The following is a 23,997-nucleotide window of genomic DNA, read 5'->3' on the forward strand; positions in this document are numbered from 1 at the left end:
GGGGCCCGGCGCCGGCGGGCGGCCCCCCGCGGGCACCAGCACTACCGTCGGATCAGGTGGGTCGCCGCGACCTCGGCGGTCGGCGGACCTGATCGGCTACCGCTGCGACCACCGCTGGTTGGCCGCCCCGGTACAGGTCCAGAGGATCACCGTGGTGCCGTTGGCCGTGCCGTTGTTGTTGACGTCCAGGCAGAGCCCCGACTGCGTGCCGCTGATCGTGCCGTTGGCGTTGATCGTCCATTGCTGGTTGGACCCGCCGTTGCAGTCCCAGATCTGCACCTTGGCGCCGGCCGCGGCGTTCAGCGGCGCGTCCAGGCACTTGCCGAGGGCCTGCAGGGTCTGACCGGTCCGGGTCCAGCGCTGGTTGGCAGCGCCGTTGCAGTCCCAGATGACCGGCTGGGTGCCGTTGGCCGTGTTGCTGCTCGGCACGTCGAGGCAGCGGCCGGAGGCGGCGCTGGCGTACGCGCTCGACGTGGTCGGCGGCGGCGTCGTCGGAGGAGTCGTTCCGCCACCGCTGACCCGGTAGACCACCGTGCCGTGCGCCGGGACGCTGGCGCTGATCGTCCCGCTGCTGGAGCTGGTGCCACCGGTCCATGCGTCCACCAGCGTGAACGACGAGCCGGACTTGCCGATGGCCGCGGCCGTGGTCGAGATCGTCGTCGTCGAGCCGCCCTGGTTGAAGAGGGCGACGGCGACGTCACCGTTGGCGAGCCGCTTGGCCAGCACCCGACGCGTGCCGTCGAACGACACCTGCGTCCCCTGCAACCCGAGCGAGTCCTGGTTGATCGCGATCAGGTTGGCGTTCTTGAGGATGGTCTGCGTCGCGGCGTTCATGTTCCGCACGTCGTTGCCGGCGATCAGCGGAGACGCCATGATCGCCCACATCGCGAAGTGGCTACGCATCTCCGTGTCGTTCATGCCGCCGCGACCGACCTCCATCATGTCCGGGTCGTTGAACCCACCCGGCCTCGCGTAGGACGCCAGCGGAACTGTCACGTTGATGATGTTCTGGATGCCCATCGGGTAGCCGTTGCTCTGGCCGGTGTCCCACGCGTTGGTGATGTCCTCGGTGGTTCGCCACATGTTGGCCACGTCGCCCCAGTTGCGCTGCGGGCCGGTCTTGGCGTGGATGCTGTTGGGGTTGATGCTGTAGACGATCGGTCGACCGGTGGCGGCCAGCGCGTCACGCATCTTGGCGAAGGTGGTCACCTGGTCGTTGATGCTGCCCTCCGGCGAGCACCAGTCGTACTTGAGGTAGTCGACACCCCAGGCGGCGAACTGGCGCGCGTCCTGCGCCTCGTGACCCCGGCTGCCGGTCGCGCCGGGGTAGGAGCCGAAGTACTGCGCGCAGGTCTTGTCGACCGGCACCTGGTAGAGGCCGAACTTCAGGCCCCGGGCGTGCAGGTAGTCGCCGAGCGCCTTCATTCCGCTGGGGAACCGGCTGGGGTCGCCCTGGATGTTGCCGGAGCTGTCCCGGTTGGGGTTGAACCAGCAGTCGTCGACCACGACGTACTCGTAGCCCAGGTCGCGCATACCGCTGCTGACGATCGCATCCGCCGTCTGCCGGATCAGCGCCTCGTTGATGTTGCAGCCGAACGAGTTCCACGAATTCCAACCCATGGGGGGTGTGCGCGCCACGCCGTTGTCCAGCGCCTGCGCCGTCGGGGCGCGAAGGCCCACCAGGGCGCCGGCGAGCAGTACTCCGGCCGCCAGTACGCTCCCCCAGCGGCGACCTCGGGTGATGCGGTTCATCGAGCCTCCTTGTCGGTGGCGCCCGCCCGTGACGACGACCTCTGGTCGGTGCGCCAATAGTTGTACGCCAATTTTTGTTAGCGTTAACAGAGACGCTCATCATGTTACGGCGACATTTCATGAGGTTCAATACCTTGCCTTGGCCGTATCGCCTGGCATCGATAGGTCACACGCTGCGACCCATCGAGTCACGTCTTATCGACGGGGAAGCCGGGAATTGACGCGGGCTGGCGCGTGGCCGTACACGCCGTACACGCCGTGCACCGCTCAGCCGGGAGCGGCGGGACCACTCCCCCGCGCGGGGGCGATTTCTGCCGGCCCGGCCGTCAGCGACGAGGTGGGGCGACACTCTCGCGGGCGACCAGAGCCGGAGCGACGGTCTGCCGCAGCGCCCCACCGGTGCCCGACTCGATCTGGGACAGCAGCATCTGCAGGCTCGCCCGCGCCACCGCGTCGAAGTCCGGTCGAACGGTGGTCAGCGGCGGAATGAAGTACGCCGCCTCCGGCACGTCGTCGAAGCCGACCACGCTGATCTCGTCCGGCACCCGTCGGCCGAACTCGTGCAGCGCCCGCAGCACGCCCAGGGCGAGATGGTCGTTGGCGGTGAAGACGGCGGTGACCTCAGGCATCCGCGCCAACATCTGCCCGCACCGGTAACCCGACGCCGCGGACCAGTCCCCCGGCATCGGCGGCGGCGGATCCAGCCCGGCGGCCAGCAGCGCCTGCCGCCAACCGTCTATCCGACCGACGCTGTCGAACCAGTCGGTCGGCCCGGAGACGTGCCAGACGGTGCGGTGCCCGGCATCGAGCAGGTGTTGCGTCGCCGCCCGGGCGCCCGCCACCTGGTCGACAGTCACCAGCGGCACCGGCCGGCTCGGGTCACCGTCGACGGTGACCAGCGGGACATCCTTGGGCAGGCGCTCCAACGCCTCACCGGCCGACTCGACCGGGGCGATGACCACGATGCCGGCGACCCGGTGCGACAGGTGCCGCTCGACGGCTGCCGAGATGGAACGGTGGTCGAGGTTCCGCACGCTGCCGACGCTGACCGCGAAGCCCTCTTCGGCGGCGGTCTGCTCCAACGCGGCCAGCAGTGACGCCGGACCGTAGAGCGTGGTGTTCTGCGCGACCACACCGATGACCTGTGATCGACCGGTCACCAGGGCGCGTGCCGCGCCGTTGGGGCGGTAGCCGAGTTCGGCGATCGCCGCCCGCACCCGAAGCCGGGTCTGCTCACGGACGTTGGGATGCCCGTTGAGCACCCGCGACACCGTCTGATGGGAGACACCGGCGAGACGAGCAACGTCCGTCATCGCGGGACCGTGGACGGCCATTTCACTCCCCCCGCTACATCTCCGGCCCGCAGCCCGTCGACGTCGACTGGAGCGGCCCGGCCCGATCCCCCTCGCTCAGTCACCACGCCGGTGCTGAATCCCAGGTGACCAGCGCTGGATCGCCGACAGTCTACGCCAGCAACTGCTTTGAACACGGCACGGCTGCACGGGACTGTGCGGGACGCCGAAGCCGTACAACGCGGTGCCCACCCGGAGCACGCAGCCAACCGGTGCGGGGCAGGGGTACCCCGGCCTGCCCTCGCTCCTGGACAGAGTGTGGGGCAGGCCGGCGAGGACCCGACGCGCTGGCGCCGACTCGACACGCCGCCAGGCATGCGTTGCCAGCGCCACCGGTCAGACCGGTCGTCGTGTGACCGGTCTCACGGGGTGGTCAGGTCGAACCGCCGCACGGTGACCGCGCCACCGAGCGCCTGTGTCGCGTGGTTGAAAATGGCGAATCGGTAGCCCATGAAGAACTGCCAGTTGTTCGCCAGCGTCAGGGCGTTGCCGAACGAGGTGAAGTTGACCCCGTCGGTGCTGTACGAGAAACGGGCCTGCCGGCCGGAGCCGGGTCTGATGTCGGCGTTGGCCCGCAACCAGATCCGGCCACCGGAGACGGCGGTGCTGGCCACCTCGCTGCCGGTGCTGGTGGTGTTCCAGTTGCCGTCCATCGTCAGGCCGTTCTGCATGACCAGCCGGGTGGAGCCGTTGTCCCGTCGGACCCCGATCCAGGCCGACGAGTTGCGCAGCACCGCCAGGCCGGTGCGATCACCGTCGCGCATGGTGGAGTAGTCCAACTCGATGGTCGCGGTCGAGGTGGGGCCCTGGATGCGGTGGGTCAGGGTGTTGCGCGCGGCGTACAGGTCGCCGGTGACGGTGGCGGTCTGCAGGTTCAGCCCGTTGTTGACCGACCACCTGTTGTTGTCCGGGTTGTGGTTCCACTCCCACTGCGGGCCGAGCGTGGTGCCGGCGAACGTGTCGGTGCCGGTGAGCGGCTTGACCGCCCGGGGCGGCGCGGGCAGGTTCGGCTTCGGGTACGAGCTGCCCCAGGCGCCGTTGACCGTCTGCAACACGGGCCAGCCGTCGCTGGTCCAGGTGATCGGGGCCATCGCCGGCATCCGACCACCGGGGTACGCGTCGACGAAGGACATGTAGTACCAGTCGCCGTTCTGGGTCTGCACCAGCCCGCCCTGGTGCGGCACGCCGCCGCCGGAGATCGGGCCGGGCAGGTTGAGCAGCACCTGACGCTGCTCGTACGGACCGAACGGGCCGTTTGTCGACTTCAGCACGTACTGGCCGTTGGCCGGCCGGGTGAGCCAGATGTAGTAGGCGCCGTTGCGCTTGTAGAAGCGGGCACCCTCCAGCGTGCCGATGCTCGACGGCGTCTGGTAGACCTGCTGGGCCCGGACCTGGGACTTTCCGTCCGCGGACAGCTGCGCCACGCTGATGGTGCCGTTGCCGTACGCCACGTACATGGTGTCGTTGTCGTCGATCAGCATCCCGGCGTCGTAGTAGCAGTTGGGGATGGTGGTGTGCTTGGTCCAGGTGCCGTCGACGGCGGACGCGGTGTAGATGTGGGTCTGCGCGAAGTCGATGCACCCGGCCCAGTAGTACGTCCGGTTGCTCGGCCGGTAGTTCAGCGTCGACGCCCAGATCCCGTCGACGTACGCGTTACCGCCGCTCATGTCGTACTTCGAGCCGAATTCGAGTCGGGGCACGGAGTGACCGGCGAACTCCCAGTTGACCAGGTCGTACGAGCGCAGGACCGGGGCGCCCGGCGAGTAGTGCATGGTGGACGCCGACATGTAGTAGGCGTTGTCCACCCGGATGATGTCGACGTCGGCGAAGTCCTGCCAGACCACCGGGTTCGAGTACGTGCCGCTCGACGGGGGCGGCGTGGTGGGCGGCGGCGTCGTGGGGTTGCCCCCGCCGTCGACGCGGACGAGTTGCCACTGTTGGTTGGTGCCATTCCAGTCGTCGTACTGCACGATGTTGCCGCCGTCGGCGGTCGAGGCGCCCTGCACCTCCATCACCTTGTTGCTGTTGCGGTTGATCAGCCGGACGTAGCCGCTGTCCGAGTCGGCCAACCGGAACTGCTGGTTGGTGCTGTTGTTGTCGGTCCACTGCACGATGCTGGCGCCGTTGGCGGTGGAGAAGCCCGAGACGTCCAGCACCTTGTTCGACAGCCGCGACTTCACCCGGTAGTAGCCACCACCCGAGTCCACGAACTGCCACTGCTGCTGGTTGCCGTTGTTGCGGGTCCACTGGGTGATCCGCGCGCCGTCGTTGGTCGCCAGGTTGTAGACGTCCAGGGCCTTGCCGCTGTTGCGGTTGATCAACACGTACCAGGCGCTGGTGTCGACCGTCGCCGCCGAGGCCGGCGACGGGGCGACGGCGGCGAGGGCTGCGCCGATCACCACCGCCATCAGGGCCGCGCCGACCAGCGCCAATCTCCCGCGCCGGCGTGGTGCTCCCCGCGGAACCTGTCCAATGGAAATCATGATCCTCCTTCGCTGGCCTGAGGCGCCGGACCTTCTCAGCCGGCAGCCGCATCGGTGGTCGGCGCGGCGGCCAGACCATCGATGTGATCGCTAACAGCACCCTCCGCCAAGTCCCGCAGATCTTTCGACCCTCGACGGAGAGGAGCAGATCAGAGCCGATGTCGCACAGGGATCGAACTCTATTGATGCTTACTGTTATCGATAACAAGACCGTAGTCAAGACGAAACATGAGTCCGCGGTCGAGCGGACGCCCTAGACGCCGAAGGACGCGAGGCAGAGCGCAAGGAGGCCGCAAGGCAGGGCGCAAGAAGCCGCAAGGCAGGGCACGACGAGGCCGCAAGGTGGGGCGCGAGGCAGGGCACGCCGAGGCCGCAAGGTGGGGCGCGAGGCAGGGCACGCCGAGGCCGCAAGGTGGGGCGCGAGGCAGGGCGGAGGAGGTCGCCGCCGAAGGGCGCGCGCCTCGTCCGTGCGGCGCGGCCGGCGGATGCCCGATCGGTGGCAGCTCAGCAGGGCGGTGCTCGGCGTGTCGGATGGCTCAGCTGCCACCGATCACCAGTTCAGGACGGGGCCGCGCGGTGGCTCAGCTGCCACCGATCACCAGTTCAGGACGGGGCCGCGCGGTCGCCGGATCAGCGCCGTCCTACGCCCCGCTGATCAAGGCAGGACAACATGGTCCACTCGGCTTCCTTGAAGTCGGGCCTTCCGCACCGGTCGGATACCGCGCTTTCAAGGAAGCCGAGTGGATCATCACCTACGGCGTGATCGACTCGGGCCTGCCGGCCCGAGTCGATCACTGCCGGACGCGGTCGAGCCGCGCGAATCAGAAGCCGCGGGCCAGCCGGTAGTAGGCCTGGTTCCAGCGCAGCTCGTCGGCGAAGCGGCGGGGCTCGGTGGCGGCGTCGATGACGACCAGCTCGGTGCGGCTCATCTCGGCCAGGTCGTGCAGCTCCTCCACACCCACCGCCTGCGACAGCACGGTGTGGTGCGGGGCGCCCGCGGTGATCCACGCTTCGGCCGAGACCGGCAGGTCGGGGCGCGGACGCCAGACGGCTCGGGCGACCGGCAACCGGCGCAGCGGCTGCGGCGGGGCCACCACGTCGATCTCGTTGGCCACCAGCCGGAACCGCTCCCCCATGTCGGCCAGCCCGAGCACCACGGCCGGGCCGGGTGCGGCGTCGAACACCAGCCGCACCGGGTCCTCCCGGCCACCGATGCTCAGCGGATGGATCTCCACGTTGGGCACGTCGGAGGCGATGGTCGGGCAGACCTCGAGCATGTGGGCGCCGAGCACCAACTCGTTGCCGGGCGTGAGGTCGTAGGTGTAGTCCTCCATGAACGACGTGCCGCCGCTCACCCCCACCGACATCGCCTTGAGGGTGCGGACCAGGACCGAGGTCTTCCAGTCGCCCTCACCGCCGAAGCCGTAGCCGTCCGCCATCAGCCGCTGCACGGCGATGCCCGGCAGCTGACGCAGCCCCCCGAGGTCCTCGAAGTTCGTGGTGAAGGCCCGGAACCCGCCCGCGTCCAGGAAGGCGCGCATGCCCAGCTCCACCCGCGCGGCGTACCGCAGCGAGTCGTGCTGCTCGCCGCCGGGCAGCAGCGCGCCGACGATGCGGTAGGTGTCCTGGTACTCCTTGACCAGGTCGTCCACCTGCGCGTCGGTGACCTCGCCGACCACCTCGACCAGGTCGTTGACGCCGTAGGTGTTGACCGAGACGCCGAACCGCAGCTCGGCCTCGACCTTGTCGCCCTCGGTCACCGCGACGTCGCGCATGTTGTCACCGAAGCGGGCCAGGCGTAGCGACCGCATCGCCGACCAGCCCAGCGCGGCGCGCGCCCACGCCCCGATTCGAGTGGTCACCCGCGGGTCGCTGACGTGCCCGGCCACCGTCTTACGGGCCACACCGAGACGCGTCTGGATGTACCCGAACTCGCGGTCGCCGTGGGCGGCCTGGTTCAGGTTCATGAAGTCCATGTCGATGTCGTTCCACGGCAGCAGAACGTTGGCCTGGGTGTGCAGGTGCAGCAGCGGTGTCTGCAACGCGTCCAGCCCGGAGATCCACATCTTGGCCGGCGAGAACGTGTGCATCCAGGCGATGACCCCGACGGCGCCCTGGGCGGCGGCGTCCCGGCAGACCTGCAGGATCTCGCCGCTGTTGGTCAGGACGGGCTTCCAGACCACGCGGGCGGGAATCTGCGGCGAGTCGTCGAGCGCGGCCGCGATCTGACGGGACTGCTCGGCCACCTGGCGGAGCGTCTCCTCGCCGTACATGCCTTGGCTGCCGGTGAGGAACCAGATCTCGGGTGCGGTGTGTGGTGCCATGGTGTTGCCTTCCGCGAGAGGGGCGGTCACTTGTAACGGATTCCGATGAGGCGCTGCAGGAGGATGAACGCGAAGAGCAGGCCGCCAATCACGATCTTGGTCCACCAGGAGTTGAGGCTCCCATCGAAGGTTATGAGGGTCTGGATCACGCCGAGGACCAGCACGCCGAGCACCGTGCCGAAGACGTAACCCGCGCCGCCGGTGAGCACCGTGCCACCGATGACGACGGCGGCGATGACGTCCAACTCCATCCCCACGGCGATCAGCGGCGCGCCGGAGAGGGTGTAGAAGGACAACAGGATCCCGCCGATGGCCGAGCACAGACCGCTGATCGTGTAGACGGCGATCCGGGTCCGTCCCACCGGCAGGCCCATCAGCAGCGCCGACTGCGGGTTGCCGCCGACGGCGTACACGTTGCGCCCCAGTCGGGTGTAGGCCAGCGTGTACGCGGCGATGACGACCACCACGAAGGCGATCAGCACGCTGATCGACACGAAGTTACCCCGGGGATCCCCGATCCGCTCCTGCGACATCGAGGTCCAGAACCCGTCGGTGATCGGGATCGACGCGCCGGAGATGAACGTGCACATGCCCCGGGCGAAGAACATCCCGGCGAGCGTGACGATGAACGGCTGGATCTCGAAGAAGTGGATGACGCAGCCCATCAACAGGCCGAGCATCGGGCCGATGAGCAGGGCGATGACCAGCACCAGCGCCGCCGGCATGCCGTCCTTCAGCAGGGCCGCCGACACCATCGCCGTCATGGCGACGACCGAGCCGACCGACAGGTCGATGCCGCCGGTGAGGATCACGAAGGTCATGCCCACCGCGACGACGAGCAGGAAGCCGTTGTCGATGAAGACGTTGAAGATGACCTGGACGTTGGAGAACGCGGTGTACTGCGAGACGCCGATGCCGTACATCACCAGCAGCAGGGCGAGCGTCGCCAGGACCGGTATCTGCTTTCTCGGCAGCCGGAACCGGGTACGACCGGCGGTAAGCGTTCCAGTGGTCATGCCGGCACCTGCTCCTTCGGCTTGTCGACGATGGTGGCGGGCGGCGGCGCGTTGCGCCTACGGCGGCGGAACCGGGCCCGGAAGGCCGGTGCCTGGATGAGGCAGACGGCGATGACGACGACCGCTTTGAACAGCAGCGAGGTCTGCGGCGAGATGTCCATGGCGTACACCGTGGTGGTCAGGGTCTGGATGATCAGCGCGCCGAGGATCGTGCCGCTGAGGAAGAACCGACCGCCCGCGAGGGACGTGCCACCGATGACGACGGCGAGGATGGCGTCCAGCTCCACCCAGAGGCCGGCCGCGTTGCCGTCGGCGCTGGAGACGTTGGCCGTCATCATGAAACCGGCGATCGCCGCGCAGGCGGCGCTGATCACGTACGCCAGGAAGATGACCCGGCCGGACCGGATGCCGGCGAGCCGGCTGGCCACGGCGTTGCCGCCGACCGATTCGATGATCATGCCGAGCGCGGTGCGGCGGGTGAACGCGGCGACGAGCAGGGCCGCGGCGAGCGCGATGAAGATGGCCAACGGCAGGGTCAGCACGTGGCCCAACCCGATCGCCCGGTACGGCTCGGAGTTGATGGTGATGATCTGCCCCTCGGTGATCAGCTGGGCGAGGCCCCGGCCGGCCACCATCAGGATCAGCGTGGCGATGATCGGTTGGATGCCGATCACGGCCACCAGCACCCCGTTCCAGGCGCCGAGCGCCAGCGAGAGCCCAAACGCCATCGCGAGGGCGGTCAGCACCACGGAGAGGCTGTTCTGGTCGGGCTGCTTGCTGATGTACATGCAGGCGATCGCGCCGCTGATCGCGCAGAGCGAGCCGACCGACAGGTCGATCCCGCCGGTCGAGATGACCAGGGTCATGCCCAACGCGACGAGGATCAGCGGTGCGCTCAGCCGCAGGATGTCGATCGGCGTGCCGTACAGGTGCCCGTCCTTGACCTCGATGGACAGGAACCCGGGCCGGTAGATCGTGTTCGCGGCGAGCATGACGAACAGCACGGCGGCGGGCCAGAACAACCGGTGACCGGTCATCGTCCGGTAGCGGCTCATGGTGTCGCTCATCGGTCTGCCTCCTCCCGGTGGGATCCGCTGGCGATGGTCTGCATGATGCGGTCGGCGTCGAGGCTGTCGTCGTTGGCGAGCTGCGCGACCAGCTGACGATCCCGCATCACGGCGACCTTGTGGCTCAGGCGCAGCACCTCCTCCAGTTCGGCGGAGATGAACAGCACCGCCATGCCACCGTCGGACAGCTGCGCCACGAGCTTCTGGATCTCGGTCTTCGCACCGATGTCGATGCCCCGGGTCGGCTCATCGAGGATCAACAGTCGCGGCTCGGTGATCAACCACCGGGCCAGGAGCACCTTCTGCTGATTGCCACCGGAGAGGTTGCGGACCGGCACCTCCGGGTCCGCCGGCCGGATGTTGAGAGCCTTGACGTACTTGTCGACCAGCTCGTCCTGACGACGACGCGGAATGGGCCGCAGCCACCCGCGCGCCGCCTGCATGGCGAGGATCATGTTCTCGCGAACCGACAGGTCGGCGACGATGCCCTCCGCGCGACGGTTCTCCGAACAGAAGCCGACGCCCTGGTCGATGGCCTGGGCGGGGGTGCGCAGGCTGCTCGCCCTGCCGTCGACCGCGACCTGACCGCCGTCGCTCCGGTCGGCACCGAACAACAACCGTGCGACCTCGGTACGCCCCGAGCCCAGCAGGCCGGCCAGGCCCACCACCTCGCCGGCGTGGATGGTGAGGCTGAACGGCTCGACCGCGCCCGCCCGGCCGAAGTTCGACACCGCCACCAGGGGGGTGCCCTCCTCCAGCGCCGCCAGGTCCCGTCGGGAGTGCTCCTCGATGCCCTCCAGGACGTCGAGCTCCTTGCCGATCATCTTCTCCACCAGGGAGAGCTGGGGCAGCTCGGTGGTGAGGTACTCGCCGACGAGCCCACCGTTACGAAGCACGGTGATCCGGTCGGCGATCTCGTAGACCTGGTCGAGGAAATGGGTCACGAACAGGATGGCGATGCCCTCGTCGCGCAGCTGCCGCATGATGCGGAACAGCTGGGCCACCTCCCCGGCGTCGAGACTGGACGTCGGCTCGTCCAGGATCAGCACCCGGGCCTGGATGTCGGTCGCGCGGGCGATGGCGACCATCTGCTGGATCGCCAGGGAGTACGAGCCGAGCGGCGCGCTGACGTCGAGGTCGAGGTCGAGGCGGGCCAGCAGGGCTCGGGCCCGGCGGCGAACCTCCCCCCAGCGGACGGCCCCGAAGATGCGCGGCTCGCGGCCGATGAAGATGTTCTCCGCCACCGAGAGATTGGTGCAGAGGTTGACCTCTTGGAAAACGGTGCTCACGCCGGCGGCGGTCGCCTGCATCGGCCCGGTGAACGACACGGGCTCGCCGTCGAGGGTGATCGCGCCGGCGTCGGTGTCGTAGACGCCGGTCAGCACCTTGATGAGGGTCGACTTGCCGGCGCCGTTCTCGCCCATCAGGGCGTGCACCTCGCCGGGAAAGAGCCGGAAATTGACGTCATGGAGTGCGCGCACCCCGGGGAAGGACTTGCTGATCCCGGTCATCGTCAGGACCGGACGGCTATCCGTCATCCCATCAGACCTCTTCTGGGTTGTCGACACGGAAGGGCCGCTACCTCCCGCTGCGCCCGCCCGGGCGTCCCTGGGGGTCGCTCGGGCGGGCGTGGTACGGGGGTGGTCGCGGGCCAAGCCCGGTCCGTTTCGGGTAGGAGAGCGACGCGGCGGGGCCGCCACGCGAGCGCGGCGACCCCGTCGTCGATCAGTACTTGCGGTTCGGCAGAGCTTCCTTGGCCTGCTCGGTCGTGAAGGTGGTCTCCTCGGTCTCGATCCGAGCAGGCACCTCCTCGCCCGCGTGGACCTTCTTGGCCAGGTCCATCAGCTGCGGGCCGAGCAGCGGGCTGCACTCCGCGATGAAGTTGAACTTCCCGTCGGCGAGAGCCTGCATGCCGTCCTTGACCGCGTCGACGGTGATGATGGTGATGTCCTTGCCGGGCACCTTGCCGGCGGCGGTGATCGCCTCGAGCGCGCCCAGGCCCATGTCGTCGTTGTGCGCGAACAGCACATCGATCTGCTTGTTGGCCCTGAGGAACTGCTCCATGACCTGCTTGCCGCCGGCCCGGGTGAAGTCGCCCGTCTGGGAGGCGATGATCTTCAGGTTCGGGTTGGCGGCGATCGCCTCGGCGAAGCCCTTCTTGCGGTCGTTCGCCGGCGCCGCGCCGGTGGTGCCCTGGAGCTCGACGATGTTCACCGGACCCGAGGCGGTCTTCTTCTGCTCGACCAGCCACTCACCGGCGAGCCGGCCCTCCTTGACGAAGTCCGAGCCGAGGAAGGTCTTGTACAGCGACTTGTCGGCCGAATCCACCGAGCGGTCGGTCAGGATGACCGGGATGCCGGCGTCCTTGGCCTCCTTGAGCACGGTGTCCCAGCCGGACTCCACCACCGGCGAGAAGGCGATCACGTCGACCTTCTGCTGGATGTAGTTGCGGATCGCCTTGATCTGGTTTTCCTGCTTCTGCTGAGCGTCGTCGAACTTCAGCTCGATCCCGGCCGCGGTGGCGGCATCCTTGATCGAGGTGGTGTTCGCGGTACGCCACCCGCTCTCCGCACCGACCTGGGAGAAGCCCATCGTGATCTTGCCGTCGTCCTTGGACCCGCCGCCACCGGTGTCGCTGTTGCCGCAGGCCGCCACGCCGCCGACCAGCAGCACGCTGGCGAGGACCGCGGCAGCGCGCCACCGGACGGACTGCGTTCGCATCTTTCCCATCGGATCTCCTTGGCTGGATGTGGTGGGTAACCGCGCGAACCGCCGAGGTGCGAAGGTGCGGCGTACGCGGGTGGTGCGTGCTGGTGCGTCGTGGTGCAGACCGGCGGGTCCCGATGACCGGGGAAGGGGTCAGGAACCCGCCGGTGCGACTGGTTGTTGGCCGTAGACGTTCTGGTAGCGGTCGTAGAGGGAGTCGATGTCGGCCTGCGCCATCGGGACCGGTTGCCCGAGGGTGTGGGCCAGGTGCGCGGTACGGGCCACGTCCTCACACATGACCGCCGCCTTCACCGCCGCGCGGGCGTCGCGGCCGATGGTGAACACGCCGTGGTTACGCATCAGCACCGCGGGCGAGCGGTGCCCGGCGAGAGTGGCGACGATGCCCTTGCCGATGTCGTCACCGCCGATCAACGCGAACGGGCCGATCGGGATCTCCCCGCCGAACTCGTCGGCCTGCGCGGTGAGGTGGCAGGGGATCGACTCCCCACACGCGGCCCACGCGGTGGCGTACGAGCTGTGCGTGTGCACGACCCCGCCGACCTCGGGCATCGCCCGGTAGACGTAGGCGTGCGCGGCGGTGTCGCTGGACGGGGCGAAGTCGCCCTCGACGAGAACACCGTCGAGGTCGCACACCACCATCGTGGCCGCGGTGAGGTCGTCGTAGCTCACCCCACTCGGCTTGATCACCATCAGGTCCTGGCCGGGAACCCGCGCGGAGACGTTGCCGGACGTCCAGGCGACCAGGTTGTACCGGGTCAGCTCGGCGTGCAGGCGGGCGACGGTCTCGCGCAGCTCGCTGATCTGTCGGGTCACCTCGGCGTTCACGCCACCACCTCCAGCGGGGCCTCGTGCGTGGCCGCGGCGGTCTCGACCGCCGCGTTGCGGATCGCCCGCAGGCGGAGCATGACGTCGTTGCCGCCGCGACCGAAGTGGTCGTGCAGCGTCCGGTACTCGGCGTAGAGGGCGTCGTAGGCGCGTGCCCGCTCGGGATCCGGGCGGTAGACGGCCTCGTGCACCCGACCCATCGCCTGCGACGCCTCGTGGATCGAGGGGTACGCCCCGGCGGCGACGGCGGCGTGGATCGCCGACCCGAGCGCCGGGCCCTGCGCCGAGGCGATGATGTTCAGCGGACGCCTGGTGACGTCCGCGTAGATCTGCATCAGCAGCGCGTTGTTGGTCAGGCCACCGGCGATCACCAGGTCGTTCACCGGGACCCCGGCCTCGACGAACGCCTCAATGATCATCCGGGTGCCGTACGCGGTGGACTCCAGCAGAGCCCGGTAGATGTCCTGCGGGCGGGTGGCCAGGGTCATTCCGACGATCATCCCGCTGAGGTCGTGGTTGACCAGCAGGGAACGGTTGCCGTTCCACCAGTCCAGGGCGATCAGGCCGTGCGCCCCGACGGGCTGGCTCGCGGCCAGCTCGGTGAGGCGTTCATGCGAGTCGATGCCGGCCGGGGCTGCGTGCTCGACGAACCAGCCGAAGATGTCACCCACCCCGCTCTGCCCGGCCTCGTAACCCCACGCGCCGGGGCTGATGCCGCCGTCCACGACACCGCACATGCCGGCCACCTCGGCGACCTCCGAGCCGTTGACGACGTGGCAGGTCGAGGTGCCCATGATGGCGACGAGTCGACCGGGCTGCACCGCCTGGGCGGACGCCGCGGTGACGTGCGCGTCGACGTTGCCGACGGCCACCGCGATCCCCTCCGGCAGGCCGGTCCATGCGGCGGCCTGGGCGGTGAGCGCGCCGGCCCGGGCGCCGAGGGGCAGCAGCGGGCCGTCCAGCTTGGCCACAAAGTCGCCGAAGTCGGGGTTGAGCGCGGTCAGGAAGCCCTCGGAGGGGTAGTGGCCGTCCTGCAGGATGCCCTTGTACCCGGCCGTGCAGACATTGCGCGTCTCGACGCCGCAGAGCTGCCAGACGATCCAGTCGGCCGCCTCGATGAAGCGCTCGGCCCGGTCGTAGATCTCCGGGTCCTCCTCCAGGATCTGCAGGCCCTTGGCGTACTGCCACTCGGCGGAGATCTTGCCGCCGTACCGGCCGATCCACGGCTCGGCCCGCTCGTGCGCCAGCGCGTTGATCCGGTCGGCGTGCGGCTGCGCGGCGTGGTGCTTCCACAGCTTGACCCAGGCGTGCGGTCGGTCGCGCAGCTCGGGCGTCTCGCACAGCGGGGTGCCGTCGGCGAGCGTCGGCAGCACGGTGCAGGCGGTGAAGTCGATACCGATGCCGACCACCGCCGCCGGGTCCACCCCCGCGGCGGACAGCGCCGCCGGGACGGCGTACCGCAGCACGTCGCGGTAGTCCTGCGGGTTCTGCAGGGCCCAGTCCGGGGGTAGCGCTCGACCTCCCGGAAGCGCCGTACTGATCACGCCGTCGCCGTACTCGTGCACCGCGGTCCCCAACTCGGCACCATCGCCGACACGGACCACCAGAGCTCGCCCGGACAGGGTGCCGTAATCGACACCGACGACATAGCGGTCGTCAGCTCCGTCCACACGGTTCATGTTCACCTCCACCGTTAACGGGGATAGTGTTAACGCTCACATCCAGGCTCGTCAAGACATCTACCCGCAACAGCTCCGTAACGGAACGCCGAAGGCGGACCGACTCGGGAGGGTAGATAGCGGACCGGTGCAAAAGGCGCGATTCCGGCTAGAACCGAGGCGGGCAGCCGACGAAACGGACCCTCCGCCCGGATCGGATGCCCATCGACGAGCCGTCGACAGGAGGGCGTCGGGTCCCCCGCGCCGGACACTGTGGGACGACCGTCCGATAGCGACCACCAATGTTTCGGCGATGATGGCAGCGATAACATCGCCGAGCCGCCGCGCCCTCGCGCTCAGATCCGCGCCGCCGCCATTGATGACCATGCGGGCTCATAGGTGAGCGCTCCGCAGGGTCGATCCGGGCGGCTCGCAGCCGGGCGCGGCGGCTGTGTTATCGATAACATTCAACGTCTTGAGGTGCCCGCGCCGTCCGGGTCGGCCGGCCCCCCGAAACACGCCGGAAACCACGATCCACGCGACGCCACGAGCCGGCGGTCCGACCCCGCTGGGCCGAGCCGCCGGCTCTGTGGTCCGAACGCCCCGCGCCCCGCGCCCCGCGCCCCGCGCCCCGCGCCCCGCGCCCCGCGCCAAGATCGTGCTCGAACCAGGATGTAGTGGCCTCTGCGACGCCCCGAGGGAACTACAACCAGGATCGAGCGCGATCTTGCCGCCGCACCCCGGGACCGGCGAGGAAGATCCGCGCAACTTCACCGATGCTGCTGCCTCCGACGCGCGGGAGACAGCAACATCGCTGATGTTGCGCGGATCTTGAGGCCGGGGTTGCGGTGGTCAGACCGGGCGCCGGTCGGATCAGGCCGCCCGGTTGCGGTTGTACAGGGTCTTGGCCCAGAGAAAGCAGGCCACGGTGACGACGGCGCACCAGCCGACCGCGATGATCCCGTTGGCGCCGATCCCGGTGCCCAGGAGCAGGCCGCGAAGGGTCTCCATGACCGGCGTGAAGGGCTGGTAGTCCGCGAACCACCGCACCGCGGTCGGCATGGAGTCGGTGGGGACGAACCCGCTGCCGAGGAACGGCAGGAGGATCAGCGGCATGGGCAGGTTGCTGGCCGTCTCGACGCTGTCACTGACCAGACCGAGGGCGACGGAGAGCCAGGTGAGCGCAAAGGTGATCATCGCCAGGACCCCGACCGCGGCGAGCCACTCGACCGGGTTTGCCGTGGGTCGGAACCCGACCAGCAGCGCCACGACGGTGACGGCCGCGAGGCTGAGCATGGTCTGGATCAGGCTGCCCAGTACGTGACCGGTCAGGACCGACGGTCGGAAGATCGACATCGTCCGGAACCGGGCGATGATCCCCTCGGTCATGTCCATCGCGACCGAGATGGCGGTGCCCTGCGCGGCGCTGACCACCGTGATGAGCAGGATGCCGGGGGTGACGTAGTTGGCGTACTGGGAGCGGTCGCCGGACGGGCCGAGGCCGGCGCCGAGCGTGCCACCGAACACGTAGACGAAGAGCAGCAGGATGATGATCGGGATGCCGATGAGCAGGAACGTCATCGACGGGTACCGCCGCATGTGCAGCAGGTTGCGCCGCAGCATGGTGCTCGAGTCGCGGACGGCGAGGGAGATGGTGCTCATCGCGCGGGAGCCCTTTCGTGGTCGGGTCGGCTGGCTTTCGGGTCGGGCTGACCGGTGAGGGTGAGGAAGACGTCGTCGAGGTCGGGGGTGTGCACGGAAAGCCCCGCCACGCTGATCGAGGCGCGGTCGAGCTGGTCGAGCAGGGTTCGCAACGATCCGACTCCGCCGTCACTCGGCAGTTGGAGGGTGAGCGCTCCGTCGTCCCGGGTGGCAGCCTCGAACGTCCGGGCCGCCGCGTCGAGCCCTTCCTGGTCGGCGAACTGCAACACGACGTGGCCGCCCGGAATGAGTCGCTTGAGCTCGCGCGGTGTGCCCTCGGCGATCAGTCGGCCATGGTCGAGGAACGCCACCCGGTCGGCGAGCTGGTCGGCCTCCTCCAGGTACTGCGTGGTGAGCAGGATGGTGACACCCTCGGCGGCGAGTGCCCGGATGATGTGCCACATGGCCCGGCGGCTGCGCGGGTCGAGGCCGGTGGTCGGCTCGTCGAGGAAGATGACGCGGGGCTCGCCGACCAGGGTCATGGCGAGGTCGAGCCGTCGACGCATGCCACCGGAGTACGTCGACACCGGCTTGCCCGCCGCCTCGGTCAGGTCGAACTGGTCGAGCAGGTCGGTGATCCGTCGTCGACCGGCGGCCCGGTCCAGGTGGCACAGGTCGGCCATCAGGGTCAGGTTCTCCCGCCCGGTGAGCAGGTTGTCGACGGCGGAGAACTGGCCGGTGACGCCGATCAGCGCGCGTACCGCGTCGGGCTCTCGGCTCAGGTCGTGGCCGAAGATCCGGGCGCTACCGCCGTCGGCGTTGATCAGGGTGGAGAGGATCTGCACGGTGGTGGTCTTGCCGGCGCCGTTGGGACCGAGCAGCGCGAAGATCGTGCCCTCGGTGATCATGAGGTCGATGCCGTCCAGTACGACCTTGTCGCGGTAGGACTTGCGCAGGTCGGTGGCGACGATCGCGGGTCTCGTCGAGCTGGTCATGGTCTCCTCATCTGTGGTCGGCGTGGTGGTGGGTCAGGCGCGGCGGATCATGATGTCGCCGTAGGAGGTGTTCGCCCGGACCTCGACCGTCTCGTCGGTTTGCGCCGGGCTGTCGGTCGACTCCAGCGCGTTGTGCACGCGGCCGTGCTTGGAACTGACGTCGAGCCAGGCGGCGGTCCCGCGACGGATGCCCACCTCGATCGCGCCGTAGGAGGTCTGCACGTCGATCGCGCCGCGTGCCACCTCACCCAGCCGGAGGTTGCCGTAGGCGGTACGCGCCGTCACCGAGGCGGTCGACGCGTCCACTGTGATGTCGCCGTAGGCCGTGTTGATCCGGACGTCGCCGCCGCTGCGGCCGATCCAGCAGTCGCCGGACGAATTCTTGATCTCGGCGGTGCCCTCGACCTCGCCGATGCGCACCTTGCCGGACGAGGCCTTCACCCGGGCCGGACCGAGGACGCGCTCGACCGCGACCTCGCCGTGGCTGCTGTCGATCTCCAACGGCCCGGTCTCGTCGAGCCGGATGCCGCTGCCGGTCTTGATCCGACACTCGCCGAGCCGACCCTCGCAGCGGAACGCCGCCCACGACGCCTCGGCGTGCACCCGCGAACCGGCCGGCAGCTCGATCAGGACGTCGACGGACGGCCCGGGGCCGAAGCCGTAGCGGCGCCAACTCTTCGGCACCCGGATCACCAGTCGGCCGGCGGCGAACTCGACGGTGGTCTGATCGGCGGCGCCCACGTCGGCCTTGCTCGACGGGTCGCGGGGCCGCACCGTCACCACCGTGTCGGTGCGGTCGCTCGCGGCGATCCAGGCATCACCGATCGGCAGCTCGATCTGGACGGAAATCGGTTCTGGCGTCTCGAAAACAGGCATGGTGGTCTCCCGGAATGTGGTCGGTGGAGGGCGCCGCTGGTCAGCGGCGTGGCGGAAGGGGTACGGGAAGTTAGCGGGCCCAGCCGGTGAAGTGCTGGCCGGAGGTCGGCTCCACCCGGCGTGGTGGACGACGTTCCGTGTCCCGCGCCCCGATGGCACCGGCGACGGCGCGCACGAGCCAGGCGTTGACCGACAGCCCGGCGCGCCCAGCGGCGTCCTCGACGCTGGCCTTCAGGTGGTCGGGGAGCCGGAGGTTGATCCGCGAGGTGCCGCCCTCTTCACCGTCGGGCGCGGACACCGGCACCGACAGCGGTGGCGGGCCGCTGGCCTCGCTCGCCACCTCGACCGGCGGGCTGGCCGGCGTCACCACGAAGTCGGGCTCGCGCCCGCGCAACCGAACGTGCACCGAACCCGGCGCCAGGTCACGGGTGATCTCGTCGGCCGCGTCGGAGAGCGCTTCGAGCAGGGTGAGACGGGTGGCCGCCTCCAGCTGCGCGAAGAGCCGCTCGGCCAACGCCCGGGCCTCCGGGTCCACGCCCTCCGCAGCCACGGCGAACTCGTTACGCAGGTTCTCGACGTACGACCTCAGCTCCATGGCACCATCATGGCACCATTTTGGCTCAGCATGCAACCTTCTTGGCTCAGCAAGGTGCCGCAATCTGGCTCCGCTGCGGGATCAGCTGGCTCTCACCGGTCGCCGAAAACCCTCCGGACCAGGTGATTCGCGTTCTCCTGAGTCAGGCCGGAGGCGAGCAGAAGGTCGCTGACCGTCGTCCGGACCTGCGCCACCACGACCGCACCGGAAAAGCCGACGCCGTCCCGATAGGCGTCCCCGGCCGTCCGGACCGCCCGCACCGCCTGCTCTCGCGCCGGCCGCGCGGCCCGATTGAGCACCCGCAGCGGGTTCAGCGGCAGCAACACGGCGGTGCCCAGCAGCGCCACCCTCCCCCAACGGTGACACCGATGATCAGCTCGATGGTGCGACGCAACCGCTGGCCGACGGACGCGGCGAGGGTCGAGACGGCGGAGATCGGCGCGAAGACCGGCTGCGACACGTGCAGCAGCGAGCGGTCCCAGAGCCGGACGACGGTCGACGGGCCCGCGTGCGCTCCGCGCCGACCGGCAGCGACCATGGCGGCACCTATCCCGCCACGACCGGATCAATCCTCCCGACCGCAGTGGGGTCGACACCCCGGCCGGGTCGGCGACGACCAGGCGTCGACCGCGCTGAATGTAGGCTCCACCATCGTGACGATCGCTCGGCTGATCGATGAACACCGCGCCGAGCTGACGGCGCACTGCTACCGGATGCTCGGCTCGTTCCACGACGCCGAGGACGCCGTGCAGGAGACCTTCACCCGGGCCTGGCAGAGCCGACACCGGTACGAGGATCGCGGCGCCGAACGCGCCTGGCTCTACACGATCGCCACGAACCGGTGCCTCACCATGATCGAGCGTCGCGGCCGCCGCCGGGAACTGCCGACCGACCTGACACCGGGGGCTGCCCCAGTGGCCGAGACGGCCTGGCTCGGGCCGTACCCGGACCAGCGGGCGACGACCGCCGACCAGCGGGACCCGGCCCAACGACTGGTCGACAGTGAGCACCTGGAGTTGGCGTTCGTCGCGTCGCTGCAACACCTGCCCGGCCGGCAGCGGGCCGTGCTGCTGCTGCGCGACGTGCTCGGCTATCCCGCCGCCCAGGTCGCCGAGCTGCTGGGCACGTCCACCCCGGCGGTCAACAGCGCCCTGCAACGGGCCCGCCGGGTCCTGGCGGCGCTGCTCCCGGCCGACAGCCAGCAGGTGCAGCTGAGCGGCCTCGGCGCGGAGAAGGTACGCGAGCTGGCCCGGCGGTACGTGACCGCGTGGGAGCGCGGGGACGTCGACGCCATCCTGGCGATGCTCACCGACGACGCCCGGTACTCGATGCCACCGCTGCCGCAGTGGTACGAGGGTCACCGGGCGATCCGGCAGTTCCTGCTGGACGGCCCCCTGTCGGTCCGGTGGCGGTTCGTCCCCACGTACGCGAACGGGCAACTGGCCTTCGGGACGTACCTCTGGAGTCCGGAGGCGTCGGTCTTCACGGCGGCGGCGCTGGACGTCGTCGCGCTACGCGGCGCCCGGATCGCCGAGGTGGTGTCCTTCCTGACCCCGGACACCCTGCGCATCTGCGGCCTGCCGACGCAGCTGGACCAGGGATCCGACCGGGACGGGGAAACTCGGTCGGCACGCCGCGATGAGTTCGTCGGTCCGCACGGGTTGTAGAGGTGAGAGCAACCCCGACCGACGAGGGAGCACCATGGCCGACGACGAGACCCAGATCCGCGCGCTGATCGAAGACTGGACGCGGGCGGTGCACGCCGGTGACCTGCCCGGCGTCCTCGCCCAGCACGCCGCGGACATCGTGATGTACGACGTCCCGCCACCACACGACGGGGTCCGGGGCATAGAGGCGTACGCGGGGACCTGGCCCGAATTCTTCCGCTGGCAGGCGTCGGGTGCCGTCTTCGAACTGACCAGCCTCGACATCACCGCGGGCGACACGGTCGCCTACGCCAACGCGCTGCTGCGCTGCGGCACCCCCGACGATCTCGCCACCCGCCCCGACCTCCGGCTGCGGCTGACCCTCGGCCTGCGCAAGGAGTACGGCTCGTGGGTCGTGGCACACGAACACCACTCGTTCGCCGACGACGGTGGCACTGACGACCGCGAGACGTCCGAGCGCGAGGTGCGCGCGCTGCACCAACGCTGGTACGAGGCGACCGAGGCCAAGGACCTCGACGGGATCATGGAACCGGTGGCCGAGACCGTCGTCTCGTACGAACACGAGCTGCCGTTGGAGTACGTGGGCCGCGATGAGGTTCGTGAGGTCTGCGCCAACGGCCTCGACGCCGGCAGCGGCACCGTCACCTGGACAGTTCCGGAGCTGGCGGTCGTCGTCCGCGACGACCTGGCCGTGGCGTGGGGGCTCAACCGGATGACCGCGCAGCAGCCGGACGGCAGCACGGCGGTGAGCTGGTCCCGGGGCACCCGGGTGTTTCAGCGGGCCGGGCGGGGCTGGGAGATGGTCCACCAGCACGTCTCGTTCCCCGTCGACCCGGACACCGGGCAGGCGCGGGCCGACCTGACCCCCACCCGGGCGCACTGAGCCCACGCCAGCCGGATCGGGCCGCCCTCGGCCTGCGGCGAGCGGGCCGCTGCGATTGAGGGCGCCCGGCTGAGCAGCTCCCAGCCGTGGCCGGCGGCACACGGGCTTCCGGGTTACGAGCCGACGGTAGCCGGGCTGTTCGTGGCCCAGACGGCGCTGTTGGCCGCCCTGGGCGTGGTGCTGCTCCAGCGCCGGCGACCTTCGCGCGCATGTACCCGCGGTCCGGGATCCGGTCGCACCCCACGATGGAGAGCGCCACGTAGTGGTTCACCCCGGCGTCCGACACGGCGGCGAGGAGCGTCCGGGTGGACGTCTCGAAGAACTCCAGCACGGCGGCGTCCTCGAACGAGGGCGAGTTCGACACATCGACGACGATCTTCGTGGTCGTACCACGTCCTGCCTGCACTGGGTTGAATCGTGCTGCCCATCAGTGAGACGGAAAGCGTGCGCGGATGCAGGACAATCGCCCGAGAACAGTTCTACGGAGATCAGGAGGTCGACGTGGCCACGGTGTCCCACCCCGTGTTCGCCCGGGTGTACGAGCGACTCAGCGTGGCCATGGACCGCGCCGGCACGGCGGCGTTCCGACGGGACCTGGTCGCCGGCCTGTCCGGCCGGGTGATCGAGATCGGTGCGGGTAACGGGCGGATGTTCTCCCACTATCCGCCGTCGGTGACCCAGGTCCTCGCGGTCGAACCGGAGCGGCGTCTCCGGGCCGCCGCCGAGCGCGCCGCGTCGGACGCGCCGGTTCCGGTCACTGTCGTCGACGGTCTGGCCCAGGCGCTACCCGCCGGGGACGGCGAGTTCGACGCGGCCGTGATCGCGTTGGTGTTGTGCACCGTGCCCGATCAGGCGAGCGCGTTGGCCGAGGTCAGCCGGGTACTGCGGCCCGGAGGCCAGGTGCGGTTCTTCGAACACGTGGCGGCCGAGGAAGCGACCGGTCTGTACCGCGCCCAACGAATCGTCGACGCCACACTGTGGCCGAAGCTCTTCGCCGGCTGCCACACCAGCCGGGACACCGTCGCCGCCATCGGAGCGGCCGGCTTCCAGGTGCCGGAGGTGCGCCGGTTCCGCTTCCCGGCCACCAGCAACAGCCCCTCCTCCCCCTGCGTCCTCGGCCGTGCGATCAAGCCGGCCCCGGCGGTCCGGCGATAGGCGAGATCTGCTCGGCTGCCTGGGCGCTCGCACACGCCCGCTTTCGCGGGCACCGGCGAACAAGAACGCGAAGTTCAGTCCAGTTCAGACAGATACACTTCGGCAATTGTCCCGATTTGCCCCTTTTTGAACACCCGGCGTGATGTGGTGGTCAGCGCGCTTATCTCCTGCGAGTAGTACCCACGGAGGGTGTTCTTGTGACAGCTAAACTCATACACCGGCTACGACGGCGGGTGGTCCTGCCGGCGCTCGCGGCTGGCGCAGCCGCCACAGTGGCAGCCAGCCTGCTGCTCTTCAGCTCGACCGCCGCCAACGCCCAGGAAGCACCGGTCAACCTGGGGACGGCGGCCGACTTCTCCGTCCTGGCCGGGGCGGAGCCCACCAACACCGGCCCCAGCTTCCTGGCCCAGAGTCTCGGGCGGTTCCCGGGAAACACCGCGTCCGGGTTCGGGACGGCAACCATCGGCGGCGCAGTCCACCTCGGCGACGCGGTCGCTCTGCAGGCGCAGAGCGACCTGACCATCGCCTTCAACGATGCCGCCGGCCGGACGCCGTTCACCAACCTGCCGGCGGAGCTCGGCGGCAACACGCTCAACGCCGGGGTCTACCGGATCGGAGCCGCCCAACTGACGGGAACGTTGACGCTCAACGGCCAGGGCGACCCGGCGGCCGTGTTCATCTTCCAGGTCGACTCCTCGCTGACGACGGCGTCGAACAGCAGCGTCGTCCTGGTCAACGGGGCCTCGGCCTGCAACGTGTTTTGGAAGATCGGCAGCTCGGCGACGATCGGCACGGGCACCACCTTCGTGGGCACCATCATGGCTCAGGCCGCGATCACGATGGCCACGGGCGCGACCCTCCAGGGCCGCGCGCTGGCGCGCACCGCCGCCGTCACCCTCGACACCAACGTCATCACCGCACCGATCTGCGCCGGGCCGACGGGCCCGCCCGGACCGACCGGCCCGCCCGGACCCACCGGCC

Annotated in this window: 18 protein-coding genes and 1 pseudogene; 4 read left to right on the forward strand and 15 right to left on the reverse strand. The window is 69.5% G+C overall.

All coding sequences use genetic code 11. The features are described 5' to 3' along the window. Positions 1–96: 96 nt before the first annotated feature. The 15 genes and pseudogenes from ABZU52_RS25090 to ABZU52_RS25160 form a co-directional block, all read right to left on the reverse strand. Positions 97–1,752, reverse strand: coding sequence for a ricin-type beta-trefoil lectin domain protein (locus ABZU52_RS25090; RefSeq protein ID WP_354973423.1), 1,656 nt, complete (start codon positions 1,750–1,752; stop codon positions 97–99). 326 nt (positions 1,753–2,078) lie between these two features. Beyond that, a complete protein-coding gene (locus ABZU52_RS25095) occupies positions 2,079–3,065 on the reverse strand; it encodes a LacI family DNA-binding transcriptional regulator (RefSeq protein ID WP_354973424.1) in 987 nt (328 codons plus the stop codon). A 401-nt stretch (positions 3,066–3,466) separates the two neighbouring features. Then, positions 3,467–5,587: a family 43 glycosylhydrolase gene (locus ABZU52_RS25100; RefSeq protein WP_354973425.1), complete on the reverse strand. Its 2,121-nt coding sequence runs from the start codon at positions 5,585–5,587 to the stop codon at positions 3,467–3,469. An 821-nt stretch (positions 5,588–6,408) separates the two neighbouring features. Beyond that, positions 6,409–7,911: an L-arabinose isomerase gene (araA, locus tag ABZU52_RS25105; RefSeq protein ID WP_354973426.1), complete on the reverse strand. Its 1,503-nt coding sequence runs from the start codon at positions 7,909–7,911 to the stop codon at positions 6,409–6,411. Between the two features lie 26 nt (positions 7,912–7,937). Continuing rightward, positions 7,938–8,927 carry a galactofuranose ABC transporter, permease protein YjfF gene (yjfF, locus tag ABZU52_RS25110; RefSeq protein ID WP_354973427.1) on the reverse strand — a complete coding sequence of 330 codons (990 nt, stop codon included), beginning with the start codon at positions 8,925–8,927 and terminating at the stop codon, positions 7,938–7,940. Further along, on the reverse strand, positions 8,924–9,994 hold the full coding sequence (locus ABZU52_RS25115) for an ABC transporter permease (RefSeq protein ID WP_354973428.1): 1,071 nt from the start codon (positions 9,992–9,994) through the stop codon (positions 8,924–8,926). Before ABZU52_RS25115 ends, yjfF begins: the two co-directional genes overlap by 4 nt. Continuing rightward, positions 9,991–11,532: a sugar ABC transporter ATP-binding protein gene (locus ABZU52_RS25120; RefSeq protein ID WP_354973429.1), complete on the reverse strand. Its 1,542-nt coding sequence runs from the start codon at positions 11,530–11,532 to the stop codon at positions 9,991–9,993. Before ABZU52_RS25120 ends, ABZU52_RS25115 begins: the two co-directional genes overlap by 4 nt. A gap of 187 nt (positions 11,533–11,719) precedes the next feature. Further along, positions 11,720–12,715, reverse strand: a complete 996-nt coding sequence (locus tag ABZU52_RS25125) for an ABC transporter substrate-binding protein (RefSeq protein WP_354973440.1) — start codon at positions 12,713–12,715, stop codon at positions 11,720–11,722. Positions 12,716–12,853: 138 nt separating this feature from the next. Continuing rightward, complete coding sequence (locus ABZU52_RS25130; protein ID WP_354973430.1) at positions 12,854–13,546, reverse strand: L-ribulose-5-phosphate 4-epimerase; 693 nt, start codon at positions 13,544–13,546, stop codon at positions 12,854–12,856. Then, positions 13,543–15,225: a ribulokinase gene (araB, locus tag ABZU52_RS25135; protein ID WP_354973431.1), complete on the reverse strand. Its 1,683-nt coding sequence runs from the start codon at positions 15,223–15,225 to the stop codon at positions 13,543–13,545. The genes ABZU52_RS25130 and araB overlap by 4 nt, the downstream gene beginning before the upstream one ends. A gap of 852 nt (positions 15,226–16,077) precedes the next feature. Further along, positions 16,078–16,866: an ABC transporter permease gene (locus ABZU52_RS25140; protein WP_354973432.1), complete on the reverse strand. Its 789-nt coding sequence runs from the start codon at positions 16,864–16,866 to the stop codon at positions 16,078–16,080. Further along, entirely contained in the window at positions 16,863–17,840 is a 978-nt protein-coding gene (locus ABZU52_RS25145; protein ID WP_354973433.1) for an ATP-binding cassette domain-containing protein, read from the reverse strand. Before ABZU52_RS25145 ends, ABZU52_RS25140 begins: the two co-directional genes overlap by 4 nt. 33 nt (positions 17,841–17,873) lie before the next feature. Beyond that, positions 17,874–18,716 (reverse strand): DUF4097 family beta strand repeat-containing protein, encoded by an 843-nt coding sequence (locus ABZU52_RS25150; protein ID WP_354973434.1) that lies wholly within the window; start codon positions 18,714–18,716, stop codon positions 17,874–17,876. Positions 18,717–18,786: 70 nt separating this feature from the next. Then, the gene (locus tag ABZU52_RS25155) at positions 18,787–19,311 is read right to left on the reverse strand and encodes a hypothetical protein (RefSeq protein ID WP_354973435.1); all 525 of its coding nucleotides are present in this window, start codon (positions 19,309–19,311) and stop codon (positions 18,787–18,789) included. A 92-nt stretch (positions 19,312–19,403) separates the two neighbouring features. Next, a pseudogene (locus tag ABZU52_RS25160) lies at positions 19,404–19,861 on the reverse strand (FUSC family protein); the annotation flags it as partial. A gap of 103 nt (positions 19,862–19,964) precedes the next feature. On the opposite strand from ABZU52_RS25160, the gene ABZU52_RS25165 reads away from it, so the two are divergent. From ABZU52_RS25165 to ABZU52_RS25180, 4 genes are all read left to right on the forward strand, one after another. Next, positions 19,965–20,978, forward strand: a complete 1,014-nt coding sequence (locus ABZU52_RS25165) for a sigma-70 family RNA polymerase sigma factor (RefSeq protein ID WP_354973436.1) — start codon at positions 19,965–19,967, stop codon at positions 20,976–20,978. A 34-nt stretch (positions 20,979–21,012) separates the two neighbouring features. Beyond that, on the forward strand, positions 21,013–21,861 hold the full coding sequence (locus tag ABZU52_RS25170; protein WP_354973437.1) for a nuclear transport factor 2 family protein: 849 nt from the start codon (positions 21,013–21,015) through the stop codon (positions 21,859–21,861). Between the two features lie 501 nt (positions 21,862–22,362). After that, entirely contained in the window at positions 22,363–23,016 is a 654-nt protein-coding gene (locus ABZU52_RS25175) for a class I SAM-dependent methyltransferase (protein WP_354973438.1), read from the forward strand. Positions 23,017–23,213: 197 nt separating this feature from the next. Beyond that, positions 23,214–23,997 (forward strand): ice-binding family protein (locus ABZU52_RS25180; protein ID WP_354973439.1); only part of this gene is annotated, 784 nt, incomplete at its 3' end.

This window comes from Micromonospora sp. NPDC005220, from assembly GCF_040607895.1.
Lineage (GTDB): Bacteria > Actinomycetota > Actinomycetes > Mycobacteriales > Micromonosporaceae > Micromonospora.

What these genes read in the sequence shown, in the direction of transcription:
- ABZU52_RS25090 (WP_354973423.1), bottom strand. Translation starts at nt 1,752, where the DNA reads ATGAACCGCATCACCCGAGGTCGCCGCTGGGGGAGCGTACTGGCGGCC.
- ABZU52_RS25095 (WP_354973424.1), bottom strand. Translation starts at nt 3,065, where the DNA reads ATGACGGACGTTGCTCGTCTCGCCGGTGTCTCCCATCAGACGGTGTCG.
- ABZU52_RS25100 (WP_354973425.1), bottom strand. Translation starts at nt 5,587, where the DNA reads ATGATTTCCATTGGACAGGTTCCGCGGGGAGCACCACGCCGGCGCGGG.
- araA (WP_354973426.1), bottom strand. Translation starts at nt 7,911, where the DNA reads ATGGCACCACACACCGCACCCGAGATCTGGTTCCTCACCGGCAGCCAA.
- yjfF (WP_354973427.1), bottom strand. Translation starts at nt 8,927, where the DNA reads ATGACCACTGGAACGCTTACCGCCGGTCGTACCCGGTTCCGGCTGCCG.
- ABZU52_RS25115 (WP_354973428.1), bottom strand. Translation starts at nt 9,994, where the DNA reads ATGAGCGACACCATGAGCCGCTACCGGACGATGACCGGTCACCGGTTG.
- ABZU52_RS25120 (WP_354973429.1), bottom strand. Translation starts at nt 11,532, where the DNA reads ATGACGGATAGCCGTCCGGTCCTGACGATGACCGGGATCAGCAAGTCC.
- ABZU52_RS25125 (WP_354973440.1), bottom strand. Translation starts at nt 12,715, where the DNA reads ATGCGAACGCAGTCCGTCCGGTGGCGCGCTGCCGCGGTCCTCGCCAGC.
- araB (WP_354973431.1), bottom strand. Translation starts at nt 15,225, where the DNA reads ATGAACCGTGTGGACGGAGCTGACGACCGCTATGTCGTCGGTGTCGAT.
- ABZU52_RS25140 (WP_354973432.1), bottom strand. Translation starts at nt 16,866, where the DNA reads ATGAGCACCATCTCCCTCGCCGTCCGCGACTCGAGCACCATGCTGCGG.
- ABZU52_RS25145 (WP_354973433.1), bottom strand. Translation starts at nt 17,840, where the DNA reads ATGACCAGCTCGACGAGACCCGCGATCGTCGCCACCGACCTGCGCAAG.
- ABZU52_RS25150 (WP_354973434.1), bottom strand. Translation starts at nt 18,716, where the DNA reads ATGCCTGTTTTCGAGACGCCAGAACCGATTTCCGTCCAGATCGAGCTG.
- ABZU52_RS25155 (WP_354973435.1), bottom strand. Translation starts at nt 19,311, where the DNA reads ATGGAGCTGAGGTCGTACGTCGAGAACCTGCGTAACGAGTTCGCCGTG.
- ABZU52_RS25170 (WP_354973437.1), top strand. Translation starts at nt 21,013, where the DNA reads ATGGCCGACGACGAGACCCAGATCCGCGCGCTGATCGAAGACTGGACG.